Annotated in this window: 13 protein-coding genes; all 13 read left to right on the plus strand. The window is 59.6% G+C overall.

Annotation, left to right across the window (positions count from 1 at the left end; translation table 11 throughout):
* The first annotated feature begins 22 nt into the window (after positions 1–22).
* The 13 genes from HMPREF2920_RS08420 (at position 23) to HMPREF2920_RS08480 (ending at position 12,079) form a co-directional block, all read left to right on the plus strand.
* Positions 23–688 carry a uracil-DNA glycosylase gene (locus HMPREF2920_RS08420; RefSeq protein ID WP_048735462.1) on the plus strand — a complete coding sequence of 222 codons (666 nt, stop codon included), beginning with the start codon at positions 23–25 and terminating at the stop codon, positions 686–688.
* A gap of 6 nt (positions 689–694) precedes the next feature.
* Positions 695–2,221 (plus strand): DAK2 domain-containing protein, encoded by a 1,527-nt coding sequence (locus HMPREF2920_RS08425; RefSeq protein ID WP_048735464.1) that lies wholly within the window; start codon positions 695–697, stop codon positions 2,219–2,221.
* 4 nt (positions 2,222–2,225) lie between these two features.
* Positions 2,226–4,376 (plus strand): ATP-dependent DNA helicase RecG, encoded by a 2,151-nt coding sequence (locus HMPREF2920_RS08430; protein WP_070854146.1) that lies wholly within the window; start codon positions 2,226–2,228, stop codon positions 4,374–4,376.
* A gap of 24 nt (positions 4,377–4,400) precedes the next feature.
* Positions 4,401–4,673 (plus strand): acyl-CoA carboxylase biotin carboxyl carrier protein subunit, encoded by a 273-nt coding sequence (locus tag HMPREF2920_RS08435; protein WP_049171558.1) that lies wholly within the window; start codon positions 4,401–4,403, stop codon positions 4,671–4,673.
* Positions 4,674–5,240, plus strand: coding sequence for a 16S rRNA (guanine(966)-N(2))-methyltransferase RsmD (gene rsmD / locus HMPREF2920_RS08440; protein ID WP_049189536.1), 567 nt, complete (start codon positions 4,674–4,676; stop codon positions 5,238–5,240). It abuts the gene before it with no gap.
* Positions 5,241–5,285: 45 nt separating this feature from the next.
* Positions 5,286–5,759: a pantetheine-phosphate adenylyltransferase gene (coaD, locus tag HMPREF2920_RS08445; protein ID WP_049189535.1), complete on the plus strand. Its 474-nt coding sequence runs from the start codon at positions 5,286–5,288 to the stop codon at positions 5,757–5,759.
* A gap of 10 nt (positions 5,760–5,769) precedes the next feature.
* The gene (locus HMPREF2920_RS08450) at positions 5,770–6,531 is read left to right on the plus strand and encodes an SPFH domain-containing protein (protein WP_070601542.1); all 762 of its coding nucleotides are present in this window, start codon (positions 5,770–5,772) and stop codon (positions 6,529–6,531) included.
* 29 nt (positions 6,532–6,560) lie between these two features.
* Entirely contained in the window at positions 6,561–7,121 is a 561-nt protein-coding gene (locus HMPREF2920_RS08455; protein ID WP_048735478.1) for a YceD family protein, read from the plus strand.
* Between the two features lie 42 nt (positions 7,122–7,163).
* On the plus strand, positions 7,164–7,892 hold the full coding sequence (rnc, locus tag HMPREF2920_RS08460) for a ribonuclease III (protein WP_049189534.1): 729 nt from the start codon (positions 7,164–7,166) through the stop codon (positions 7,890–7,892).
* Complete coding sequence (gene mutM / locus HMPREF2920_RS08465) at positions 7,892–8,755, plus strand: bifunctional DNA-formamidopyrimidine glycosylase/DNA-(apurinic or apyrimidinic site) lyase (protein WP_070601541.1); 864 nt, start codon at positions 7,892–7,894, stop codon at positions 8,753–8,755. The genes rnc and mutM overlap by 1 nt, the downstream gene beginning before the upstream one ends.
* An 18-nt stretch (positions 8,756–8,773) precedes the next feature.
* Positions 8,774–10,234, plus strand: a complete 1,461-nt coding sequence (locus HMPREF2920_RS08470) for an alanine/glycine:cation symporter family protein (RefSeq protein WP_070601596.1) — start codon at positions 8,774–8,776, stop codon at positions 10,232–10,234.
* On the plus strand, positions 10,224–10,505 hold the full coding sequence (locus tag HMPREF2920_RS08475; protein ID WP_069358780.1) for an acylphosphatase: 282 nt from the start codon (positions 10,224–10,226) through the stop codon (positions 10,503–10,505). Before HMPREF2920_RS08470 ends, HMPREF2920_RS08475 begins: the two co-directional genes overlap by 11 nt.
* A 257-nt stretch (positions 10,506–10,762) precedes the next feature.
* Positions 10,763–12,079 (plus strand): ammonium transporter, encoded by a 1,317-nt coding sequence (locus HMPREF2920_RS08480; RefSeq protein WP_049171543.1) that lies wholly within the window; start codon positions 10,763–10,765, stop codon positions 12,077–12,079.
* Positions 12,080–12,108 lie beyond the last annotated feature (29 nt).

Genomic DNA, 12,108 nt, shown 5'->3' on the forward strand with positions numbered 1-12,108 from the left:
TTGAGAAGAAAGGCTGCATGACATGGATCCGTTGCCGGTCGAAGAAGGGTGGCAGAAGGCGCTGGAGCCAGTGGCCGATGACATCCACCGGATGGGGCAGTTCCTGCGCGAGGAGAACGCGGCCGGCTACGGTTACCTGCCCGCGGGCACCGATGTGCTGCGCGCCTTTACTTATCCATTCGATGAGGTCAAGGTGCTCATTATCGGTCAGGACCCGTACCCGACCCCGGGGCATGCGATGGGGCTTAGCTTCTCGGTCCAGCCGGATGTGAAGCCGGTACCGCGGTCGTTGGCGAATATTTTTAAGGAGTACTCCTCCGACCTGGGGCTCCCGACTCCCTCCAACGGTGACCTCACTCCGTGGAGTAGGCAGGGCGTGGCCCTGTTCAACCGTGTACTGACCGTGCGCCCGGGTGCTGCTGCCTCGCACCGCGGTAAGGGCTGGGAGGCAATCACGGAGCATGCCATCAAAGCATTGGTCGCCCGTGATCAGCCTCTCGTGGCCATTCTGTGGGGACGCGACGCGCAGAGTTTGCAGCGTTGGCTCCCCGGCGTGGACTGCATCTGTTCGCCGCACCCGTCACCGCTGTCGGCATCCCGTGGGTTCTTCGGGTCGCGTCCGTTCAGCCGGGCCAATGAGTCGCTGATTCGTCAGGGAGCTACCCCTATCGACTGGACGCTAGAATAGGAATTCATGTCTTTGCAGATTGGTTCTGCCGCCATTGTCGGCTGGGTTGCCCGGGGGATTGACGCGCTTCAATCCCGCCGCGATGAGATCAACAGTCTCAATGTCTTCCCAGTACCGGATTCCGATACCGGGTCGAATATGCTCGCGACGTTGAGTTCGGCCTATGAGGAAGCGCAAAAGGCTGACGCTTCCGATGTTCGCGCAGTCACCGCGGCCCTAGCTGCCGGTGCAGTGCGCGGCGCCCGCGGTAATTCGGGCACTGTGCTCTCGCAGGTTTTTCGCGCGGTGGCTGAGGCTGCCTCCGGTAGTGGCATTGGCGTTGAGTCGGTACAACACTCGCTAAAGCTAGCTGTGCAACATGTTTCCCAAGCGATTGCCAATCCGGTGGAGGGCACGATTCTGACAGTCCTGCGGCACGCCGCGATTGCCGCGGAGGAATTTGAGGGCGACTCGATTGAGGAGCTCGCCGACACGATCGCGGATGCCGCTCGCGATGCGCTGGCGAAAACCCCCAGCCAGCTCCCGGCACTGCAGCAGGCGGGCGTGGTCGACGCCGGCGGCGCGGGGTTGGTCATTCTGCTCGACGCGCTTGCCGACGAAGTCAGCGGCCGCGCAGCCGCACCGGTCGATTTGCATGTCGACGCGCCACACGTAGCCACCGTTGAGATGGAGGTCATGTACCTGATTTCCTTGGCGGATACCCAGGCGGTGGAAGCGCTGCGAGAGCGGTTGAACCCGCTGGGCAATTCGCTCATCATCGCAGGTGATGCTGGTAATGCGGAGACCGCGCAGTACATGGTGCATATCCACACAGTGGAGCCGGGCGCGGTTATCGAGGCAGCACTTGACTTCGGTCGTCCGGAACGCATCCGTATCGAGGTGCTCGATGAGCCGGAGACAACACCTGACTCCACTCGCATCCTCATTGCGGTAGTGCCGGATGGTCCGCTGAATGATCTCATCACCTCCTCTGGGGCGATTGCTATCAGCCCGACCCCCGCTCCGACTCCCACATCCACTCCCACAGATCGCGCAGCCATCGCCGACCAGGAGTTCGCTGACAATGTGGTCACCAAGGCACTGACTGCCATGAGGGGCGCGGACGAGGTTATCCTGCTGCCAAATGGGCTGGTCAGCGACCAGGAATTGGCGGATATCGAATTCGCTGCTGCTGCGGCTAATCCGACTCTCGCGGTAGTGTCCACAGACTCCATTCCGGCTGGCCTTGCTGCCTTGGCCGTGCATTCGGCTGAGCTGCCGCTGGCGGTTGCTGCGTATGCGATGGGAGAGGCTGCCAATGGCACGCGAACGGCTGTAGTCGCTGCGGACGTCGATAAGCCCCTGACTGACGCGCTCACAGAGACCATCTCAGACCTGTTGGCTGGCGGCGGGGAACTAGTGACTCTGCTGCTCGGGCGCGGAGCTGAGGGCGTGGACATAGCGCAAGTGCGGGCGCGGCTGGACAAGCCTGTGGAGGTCGTAGCCTATGATGCGACCGGCATCGATGAGCTGGTGCAGGTAGGAATCGAGTAGCGCGATGCTCGGATGGCTCGGCTCGGATTATGCGCGCACGCCCCTGAATATCGTGGTGGGGCCAAAGACTGCAAAGAAGCTGCATACGGCTTTTGGTATGGAGACCGTCTCGGATGCGCTGACGAATTTCCCGAAGCGCTACGTGGCGCAGGGTAAGAGCTTAGATGTGTCATTTTCCGACATTGGCGACACCATCACCACAGTCGTGGAGGTGCACAGCATTTCGCCAGCGCCCGCCTTCGCCGACCGACGCAAGCCACTGAAAATCTATGTCAGCGACGGCGTGCGCATTCTTCCGGCCGCGATTTTCGGTGCCGAATGGCTGCGCAATATGCTGCACCCCGGTGTGCGTCTACTCATTGTTGGCACGCTCAGCGAGTTCCGCAATGAGCTACAGCTGAAAAATGTTGATTGCATGGTGCTTAAAGCCGATGGTTCGGTAGGCGCAGCCACTGGCAAGCTGGCCACACTGACGAAGACAGCCAAGGGGATTGCGGAGATGCAGCGGCTGCTCACGCGCCCCTATCTGCCCATTTACCGTGGCCGTAAAGGAGTAGCGGGTATTCACCTGGCTCTGTACATGCAGCGCATCCTCGAATGGTTACCGCTGCAGCCAGACCCATTGCCCGCCACGCCGGAGGGACTTACCGATTTCGACTCCGCACTGCGTGGCGCACACTTTCCCTCCATCGCGGGCCCCGACATCGCGCTTGCCCGACTGAAGTACGACGAAGCGCTTGAGCTCCAGCTCGCCGTTGGTGCACGCAAGCGTACTCAAGCGAGTCTCACCGCTCCGGCCTGCATGGAAGTCGCCGGGGGACTTCGCGACGAGCTACGCCGGGGGTTGCCGTTTTCGCTTACCGACGGTCAGGTCGCGGTCGCAGCCGATATCGCGCAGGATATAGCGAGGTCTAACCCGATGAACCGCCTGCTAGCAGGTGAAGTCGGCTCGGGTAAGACCGTGGTGGCCCTACTGGGAATGCTGCAAGCAGTCGATTCCAGCAGGCAGTGCGCGATGCTGGCGCCGACGGAAGTCCTGGCCCAACAGCACTACCGATCGCTGACAGCGATGCTGGAGCAAGCCGGAGTAGCAGTGACTGTACGACTGTTGACGGGATCGATGTCGACGAAGGAGCGCCGGGCAACCCTGTTGGAGGCATTCAACGGGGAGGCTGACATTGTCGTCGGCACGCATGCCCTGCTCAGTGAGGGCGTGGAGTTCTTCGATCTCGGGCTGGTGGTCGTCGATGAGCAGCACCGCTTTGGTGTGCGCCAGCGCGATCAGCTGCGAAGCAGGGGACGGGGTGGAATGACACCGCATCTGTTGGTGATGTCGGCAACCCCGATTCCGCGCACGGTAGCGATGACCATTTTTGGCGACCTCGCAGTTTCGCAGTTGACGGAATTGCCACGGGGACGTCAGGAAATCCAATCCTTTGTCGTACCGACGCTGGAGAAACCCCGCTGGGAGGCACGAACCTGGGAGCGCATTGGGGAAGAAGTGGCCAAGGGCAACCGCGCCTTCATTGTCTGTCCCCGCATTACCCGCGATGAGGAACAGTTCCTCGACGAGTCCGTGGAGGCGGTGTTCGACCGAGCGAGGAAAAAACTGCCCGGTGTACGTATCAGTCAGTTGCACGGCAATATGGCACCGGAGGACAAAGACCGCGTGATGCAGGCCTTTGCCACAGGACAGCTGGATGTGCTGGTGTCCACCACAGTTATCGAAGTCGGCGTGGATGTACCAGAGGCCACGATCATGATGATTCGCCGCGCCGAGAGCTACGGTATCTCGCAGATTCACCAGCTGCGCGGTCGTGTCGGCCGTGGTGACCGTGGTGGCCTGTGCTTCCTATGTACACACACGCATTCGCAGACACCGGAGCGCACCCGGCTGGACCGCATTGCCGCCACCACCGACGGCATTCAACTGGCGGAGCTGGACCTGGCCACGCGTAGTTTCGGCGATCTGCTCGGCGATGACCAATCGGGACTGGCAACCGGCCTCGGCCTGGTGGACCTCACCACCGACGGCGAAATCATCGAGCGCACCCGACATGATGCCATGGCTCTTCTCGATGTTGATGAGAGGCTTGTGGGAGAGCTTATCTCCGATATCGATGAAGAGCAGTCGAACTACTTGGACCGCTCCTAGTAAGACCAAAGTAGACTGTTGGGCATGGTAGATGTCTGTGCACCTTTTGCAGGAGTAGTCCGCTGGGAGGTCGCCGAGAAAGACTCGGTGACGACCGGTCAGGTTATTGCGGTCGTGGAGGCCGTCAAGCTAGAAGCGCCGGTTTTAGCGCCCTGCCCGGGCACGGTCGCGGAGGTGGCGGCAGATCAATTTGTGGATGTCGAAGGCGGTCAGCTGCTGGCAAGAATCACGCCAGCAACTCACAGCGCCACGGCACAGCACAACGGCAACGAGAACACATCGCACGAAGGGAAGTAGATGACCCGCATTATTGCAGGTGAGGCACGCGGTCGTAGGCTAGTCGCGCCTAAGGGAGAGACCACTCGGCCAACTAGTGACCGCGCGAAGGAAGCCATCTTTTCCTCCTGGTCCACACGCTTTGGGCTAGAGGGAACTCGCGTTCTCGACCTGTTTGCTGGCTCGGGTGCGCTCGGTTTGGAAGCGGCTTCTCGCGGCGCGCGTTCCGTCGTGTTGGTGGAAAACGATCCGAACGCCATTGCCGCTATTGAAAAGAACATTCGCACCGTGGGGCATCCCGATGTGGCCCTGTCTCCGATGAAAGTGTCGTCGTACCTTGCGGGCGCGCCGGGCGAGCCTTTTGACCGCGTCATCGCGGATCCGCCCTATGAGTTGGTGGGGGAGGCCGTTACAGAGATGCTCGAGGCGCTGCGTAGCTTCCTCGCGCCGGGCGCGGTCGTGACTGTGGAGCGTCACCGCGATGACGAGGAGACGCAGTGGCCCGAGGGCTACGAACAGCTCCAGCAGAAGCTGAAGCGTCGCATTCACGGTTTGGCGCGCTTCGACACCGCTATCTACAACGCTTAACGTTCTTCTTTACGCTTTACGACGGCCAAAGGTGGTTTGACCTCTATGACTCACGCATGCTGCCCCGGTTCCTACGATCCCATGACCTCTGGTCACCTCGATGTGATTGAGCGTGCCGCGCGCCAATTCGATCAGGTGACCGTGCTGGTTACCCACAACCCGAATAAGCAGGGCATGTTCAATGTCGAAGAGCGCATGGACCTCATTCGGCAGTGCACGCAGCACTTGGACAATGTGCAGGTGGACTCCTGGTCGAAGCTGTTGGTTGACTACACCTCCGCGCAGGGCATCTCCTGCCTGGTCAAGGGGCTGCGCTCGGCGGCGGACTACGAGTACGAGGCTCCCATGGCGCAGATGAATCGGCGCATGACGGGCATTGAGACTCTCTTTGTGGAAGCTGATCCGAAGTACGGTCATGTGTCGTCGACACTGATGAAGGAAGTTGTTCGCTACGGCGGTTCGGTGGAAGGGCTAGTTCCTGAGCCTGTCTTGCACGCCCTGCAGCGCCGACTGAAGTAGCATGTAAGTCATGTTTCGCGTCTTCGAATCTCTTGATGAACTGGTCCAGATCCTAGAAGAGGCACACGGCGTGCCACTGTCGGCCAATTGTATGGTTCCGCGTCAGCGTGTTCTCGAGTTGCTCGATGAGCTGAGGGATGCTTTCCCGGCTGAGCTCGATGACGCGCAGGATGTCTTGGACCAGCGGGATGAGATTATCAACGATGCTGAAGCCCGGGCGAACAACACCATTTCGACTGCGGATGAAGAAGCCCATCGCATTGTCGACGAGGCCGAGGCCCGCGCTAACCACACCGTCGAGGATGCCAATGCCCACGCAGCTGGCACCGTCGCGGCCGCTGAGGACGACGCCCGTCGCCTCCGCGAGGATGCTCAGCACGAGTACGACAGCATTGTGGATCGTGCTTCTGCCGAGTCCGATCGCCTGATTCACGCTGGTAACGAATCCTACGAGCGTTCCGTTGCGGAAGGCCGCGAGGAGCAGGCTCGCCTGGTCGCTGAGTCAACGGTCGTCCGCGAAGCCAACGACGAGGCGAATCGTCTGCTTTCCGACGCACACGCGGATTCCTCTCGCCTCCGTGAAGAGTGTGACCGCTACGTTGATTCCAAGCTCGCCGAGTTTGAACGGACTCTCCAGGAGACCCTGCGTAATGTCGGTCGCAATCGCTCGGTACTGCGTTCGGGGGCCGGTGCCGTCGGCGGTGGTGCAGGGGCACAGAGCGCGCCGTCTTCCTTCTCCGAGGGGCAGGAACGCCGCCGGTACGAGCGTTAGCGCATCTTCGGGGTAGACTGAGGTCTATCATGACTGACTCATCCCCATTTGTTCTGGACGTTTCGACATGTCTGCAGGGCGGCATGCCCGAGCAGTTCCGCAAGGTAGGCGATAGCCCCGTCCGCGTTGGTGTCGAGATGATTGGCATCGCCGCTGGCGAGGAGGTTGTCGTTGACGGCATTGTCACGAACCTCGGCAGTGGTGTCATGGTTGACGCGACTGTGACTGCCAAGGCCACTGGCGAGTGTGTCCGCTGCCTAGCCCCGCTGAATCCGGAGCTCAGCTTCCACATTTCGGCTGTCTTTTCCAACAACGAGGACTTCATCACAGGCGACGATGCCGAGGAAGAAGACCTTGAGGACGAAGTTGGCCAGATCGTCGACAATACGGTGGATATCACTCAAGCCGTCATCGATGAGGCGGGCTTGAATCTGCCCTTCAATCCGACCTGTCTGGATTTCGATTCCAGCTGTGCTGAGTCGGACTCAGAAGTGCCGGAGCCAGACGGCATCTCGGGTGAAGAGGAGCGCATTGATCCGCGTTGGGCTGGCCTGGCGGAAAAGTTTGGCTCGCTCGGCGACGAGAAGTAATCGACGACGACTTAGACGAAGACTTTAAAGGAGATATAACGGATGAGCCGCAAGCGTCGGCTAACCGGTGAGGCGGCTAGAAAGGCGGCTTTCGAGGCCGTCGATCACGCCCCGCTGCTGGAAAAACTCGGTGTTGAGCTATCAGAGGAGTCCCTGAAGCTCGCTTTGACCCACCGCAGTTTCGCGAATGAAAATGGCATGCTGACCAATAACGAGCGGCTAGAGTTCCTGGGCGACGCCGTGCTGGGCATGTGCGTTGCTGAAGAACTCTACCGTCGCTTCCCGGACCGCGCTGAGCAGGATATTTCCAAGATGCGCGCAGGTGTCGTGAACATGTACGCGCTGGCTGACCTGGCCCGCAGTATCGGATTGGGGGAGCACATTCTCCTCGGTCGCGGTGAGAAGGCCACCGGTGGTGCGGATAAGCACTCAATTCTCGCTGACACCACCGAGGCGCTGCTGGGTGCCATTTACCTGCAGCATGGCTTTGAGGTTGCCCGCGAGACCGTTCTTCGCCTGTTTAACCAGATGATTGACGATGCCCCGACGGAGTCTCGCGGTCGTGACTGGAAGACGCTGTTGCAGGAGCGCCTGGCAGCCAAGCAACTACCGGCTGCTGAGTACACCGTGCGCACCACCGGCCCCGACCATGACCTAACTTTCTACGTTGACGTGCTGGTTGACGGCGTGGTTAAGGGCAGCGGTACCGGCGCCACGAAGAAGGAAGCCGAGATGCACGCCGCGCATCAGGCGCATACTGCACTGGCATAATGCCCGAGCTTCCTGAAGTCGAGTCCGTACGCCGCGGTCTCGACGCTTACGTCGTCGGTGGCCGCATCGAGGACACTTTCGTCTACAACGCTCGTGCCGTGCGGCGCCAACCCGGTGGTGCCGCAGAGTTTATCGGTCGCACGCGCGGGCGCACGGTTATCGCTACGGATCGCCGCGGCAAGTTCATGTGGCTCACGCTTGACGACGACTCCGCAATTGCCATCCACCTGGGTATGAGCGGCCAATTGCGTGTGGAAGCTCCGTACACGCCCGATACGCTGCCCGGACGCCACACCAGGGCCGCATTTGACATAGCCCTGCCGGACGGCGCTCGGCACCTTATCAACTTCAACGATCAGCGCACCTTTGGTTGGGTCTGGGCCTGTGAAATGGTCGAATCCCACGGTCGCTTTGTTCCGGAACCCGCAGCCAAGATCGCGCCCGATCTATTGGAGCCAACTGTCGATGTGGTTGCACTTGCACACCGCATGATGAAGTCGCGTTCGCCGATTAAGGCCGTATTGCTCAACCAGAACATTGTGTCGGGTATCGGTAACATCTATGCCGACGAAATGCTTTGGGCAGCGAAGGTCGATGGGCGCGTGCCGGCGTGTGACCTTTCGGTCCGTCGTTTAGCGAAACTTTTGCGCGAGGGGCAAGCGGTACTTCAGCGGGCGCTAGCGGCGGGTGGCACGAGCTTCGATGCGTTATATGTGCATGTCAACGGCGAAAGTGGCTATTTCGAGCGGAGCTTGAACGCCTATGGCCAAGCGGGGGAGCCGTGCCCGAGGTGTGGGCGCGAAATTGTCCGTCTGCCATTTGGGAATAGATCGAGTTATCTGTGTCCCACTTGTCAACGCTAGAATTTCCTTATGAGTTTCATGGAGCAAGCAACCGACTGGGTAAATGCTTGGAATGACAAGTACTGGCTGTTCATGATTGTTCTGCTAGTTGGTACAGGTTTGTACTTCTGTTGGCGGACCATCATGGTGCAGATCCGGTACATCCCGGAGATGTTCAGGGCCATCACTGAAAAGCCCTCTGATATCTCTGAAGGTGTCAAGGGCATCTCGGCCTTTAAGGCCTTCACAATTTCGGCGGCCTCACGCGTGGGTACCGGAAACGTCGCAGGTGTGGCGGTGGCGATCACCACCGGTGGCCCTGGCGCCGTGTTTTGGATGTGGCTGCTCGCCGCGATTGGTGGCGCAACCAGCTTCGTGGAGTCTACGCTGGCACAGCTGTACAAGGTGCGGGATAAGGACTCTTACCGAGGCGGCCCGGCCTACTACATCACCAAGGGGCTCGGGGAGAACTGGCGCTGGATGGCCTCGCTGTTCGTCATCGCTATCACGGTGACCTACGGTTTCGTGTTCAACGCGGTGCAGTCCAACTCGATTACGGCGGCTGTGGCGGAGTCGACCGGTCAAGACGCGCCGATCTTTAAGTTCGGTGTCGGCATTGTGCTGGCAATCTTGGCCGGCGTCATCATCTTCGGTGGTGTGCAGCGTATTTCGGCGGTGACGCAGATCGTCGTGCCGATTATGGCCGTCGCCTACATTATCCTCGGCCTGATTGTTTTGGCTCTCAACATCACCGAGGTGCCGAGCATGATCAAGCTGATTTTTGAGCACGCCTTCGGTATCCGCGAGATTGCCGGTGCCGCTGTCGGTACTGCCATGATGCAGGGTATTCGCCGCGGCCTGTTCTCCAACGAGGCTGGTATGGGTTCCACTCCGAATGCGGCGGCGACGGCGTCGGTGTCACACCCGGTCAAGCAGGGTCTCATCCAGACGATGGGTGTCTACTTCGACACCTGGGTCGTCTGTACCATCACCGCAGTGATCATCCTGCTGTCCGACCCTACTTTCGGCGGCGATGCAGAGGGCACCGCGCTGACTCAGGCCGCGCTGTCGGCGCAGGTGGGCACGTGGGCAATCCACGCGGTTACGGTCATCATCTTCTTCCTGGCGTTCTCCTCCCTGGTGGGTAACTACTACTACGCCGAAGCAAATATCCCATTCCTGTCTAAGAGCAAGGCTGTCCTGAATACCGTGCGCGTGCTGGTCATCCTGTGCGTTATTGGCGGAGCTGTCGGTTCCGTGCCGCTGGTCTGGTCGCTTGCGGACACCTTCTCCGCACTCATGGCCACCATCAATATCATCGCCATTCTGCCGCTGGGCGGCGTAGCTGTCGCCCTACTAAAGAATTACTCCGAGCAGAAGTCCAAGGGGCTTAATCCGGTATTCCACCGCGATGATCTGCCTAACGTCCGCGGCCACGACAAGATTGAGTGCTGGGACGGTTCCGACCCGATGACAGTGCGTGAGTCCGATGTCGCTTAACGACGTCCGCCTCACCGCGTGGGTACACGGTCGTGTTCAAGGTGTCGGTTTTCGCTGGTACACCCGCGCGACGGCTCTGGAGTTAGGCCTGGTTGGTTATGCCCAGAACTACCCGGATGGTCGGGTGTTAGTTGTTGCTGAAGGGCCACGGGCAGACTGTGAGAGTTTGCTCGCTTGGCTTGAGGGGCCGAATACTCCGGGCGATGTGACGGCAGTGGTGCCGTTATGGCAGGAACCGAAGGGTGCATTGAGCACGTTTGACCGTCGTTAAGCGGGTGCCAACTGCCTTCCTCCCCCCCCCATGTCGGTGTAGGAATCCGAAAAATTCGAAAACGTTCTATCCCTCGCTCTGCGCCATTGTTTTTACGCAGTTAGCGGGGGATTTTTCGTGTCTTGAGGTAGTCGATTGGGACGCTGAAGAGGTCTTAGAGCGCTGAACAACTACGCAAGTGAGAAAAAGAATACGTAAATACGGAAGTCGGGTGGTTTAAGTTAATAACTACCTACTGACAGACAGGGGAGGCACATATGACGCCTGAAGAAGTAATTGCACAGTCGGGAAACTCAGCGTGGATGCTGATTTCGGCTTCGTTGGTTTTGCTGATGACACCGGCGCTCGCGCTGTTCTATGGCGGCATGTCGCGACAGAAGTCGGTGCTCAACATGATGATGATGAGTTTTGGTGCGGTCGGCGTTGTCGGTGCCATTTACGTGCTGTGGGGCTGGTCGATGTCCTACGGATCGCAGTCGATCGGTGGTGTTTTTGCCAACCCATTCGAGTTCTTCGGTCTGCGTAACTCGATTACGGATGGTGACGGCAACTACATCGCAGGTGCGAACGGGTACCCGAACATCATCGACATCGGGTTCCAGCTCACGTTCTGCTCTATCTCGGTGGCGCTGATTTCCGGTGCGCTGGCTGAACGTGTGAAGTTCTCCACCTGGTTGATCTTCGTCGGCTTCTGGACGACGCTGGTGTACTTCCCAATGGCCTTCATGGTCTGGGGCGGTGGCCTGCTGAGCCACTCGGCAGAGGGGCTGTCGGCAAAGCTGTTCGGTACCGCTGACGGTGAAGCATTGATCGCTCCAATTGACTTCGCTGGCGGTACGGTTGTGCACATTGCTGCTGGTACTGCCGCTTTGGTGCTGGCGATTATCGTCGGTAAGCGCAAGTCCATCGATGGCAGCCAGCATCGCCCGCACAATCTGCCACTCGTCATGCTGGGTGCTGCACTGCTGTGGTTCGGCTGGTTCGGCTTCAACGGCGGTTCGGCATTTGCGGCCGACGGTGTCGCTGGTCTGGCATGGCTGAATACGACGGTGGCAGCGTGCGTGGGTATGCTCGGCTGGATTTCACTCGAGCGTATTCGTGATGGACATCCCACCTCGCTGGGCGCCGCTTCGGGTGTCATCGCAGGGCTTGTGACTATTACTCCGGCCGCAGGAGATATGAACCCAGTGACCTCGATCATTCTGGGCTATATCGGCGGTGCGCTGGCTTGCTGGGGCGTTGGCTTAAAGTACAAGTTCAACTTCGATGACACCCTGGATGTGGTTGGTCTACATCTGGTTGCAGCTATGTGGGGAACGATTGGTGTTGGCCTGCTGGCCAACGATCGCGGATTGCTTACCGGCGGTGGCATCGACGGGCTGAAGTTGTTTGCCATCCAGATCATTATTGCTGTCATCGCAGCTGTGTTCTCGGGCGTGCTGACGTACATCATTGCCCGAGTCCTGAAGGCAACCGTCGGTTGGCGTATCCACGGCGAGCAGGAACATTCTGGTATCGACGTCGCTCAGCACGGTGAGTCGGCCTACACGTCGGCCAAGCAGGCAGTGGTGTAAACAACGCTGTGTAAACAATCTTGTGTAAC

The organism is Corynebacterium sp. HMSC075F02 (assembly GCF_001838335.1).
In the GTDB taxonomy this organism is placed as follows: domain Bacteria; phylum Actinomycetota; class Actinomycetes; order Mycobacteriales; family Mycobacteriaceae; genus Corynebacterium; species Corynebacterium jeikeium_D.

Bases quoted from the DNA above. Each gene is read 5' to 3' on its own strand.
- HMPREF2920_RS08455 (WP_048735478.1), top strand. From the start codon at position 6,561: ATGACTGACTCATCCCCATTTGTTCTGGACGTTTCGACATGTCTGCAG.
- mutM (WP_070601541.1), top strand. From the start codon at position 7,892: ATGCCCGAGCTTCCTGAAGTCGAGTCCGTACGCCGCGGTCTCGACGCT.
- HMPREF2920_RS08470 (WP_070601596.1), top strand. From the start codon at position 8,774: ATGGAGCAAGCAACCGACTGGGTAAATGCTTGGAATGACAAGTACTGG.
- HMPREF2920_RS08480 (WP_049171543.1), top strand. From the start codon at position 10,763: ATGACGCCTGAAGAAGTAATTGCACAGTCGGGAAACTCAGCGTGGATG.
- rsmD (WP_049189536.1), top strand. From the start codon at position 4,674: ATGACCCGCATTATTGCAGGTGAGGCACGCGGTCGTAGGCTAGTCGCG.
- HMPREF2920_RS08475 (WP_069358780.1), top strand. From the start codon at position 10,224: ATGTCGCTTAACGACGTCCGCCTCACCGCGTGGGTACACGGTCGTGTT.
- coaD (WP_049189535.1), top strand. From the start codon at position 5,286: ATGACTCACGCATGCTGCCCCGGTTCCTACGATCCCATGACCTCTGGT.
- HMPREF2920_RS08420 (WP_048735462.1), top strand. From the start codon at position 23: ATGGATCCGTTGCCGGTCGAAGAAGGGTGGCAGAAGGCGCTGGAGCCA.
- HMPREF2920_RS08430 (WP_070854146.1), top strand. From the start codon at position 2,226: ATGCTCGGATGGCTCGGCTCGGATTATGCGCGCACGCCCCTGAATATC.
- HMPREF2920_RS08450 (WP_070601542.1), top strand. From the start codon at position 5,770: ATGTTTCGCGTCTTCGAATCTCTTGATGAACTGGTCCAGATCCTAGAA.
- HMPREF2920_RS08435 (WP_049171558.1), top strand. From the start codon at position 4,401: ATGGTAGATGTCTGTGCACCTTTTGCAGGAGTAGTCCGCTGGGAGGTC.
- rnc (WP_049189534.1), top strand. From the start codon at position 7,164: ATGAGCCGCAAGCGTCGGCTAACCGGTGAGGCGGCTAGAAAGGCGGCT.
- HMPREF2920_RS08425 (WP_048735464.1), top strand. From the start codon at position 695: ATGTCTTTGCAGATTGGTTCTGCCGCCATTGTCGGCTGGGTTGCCCGG.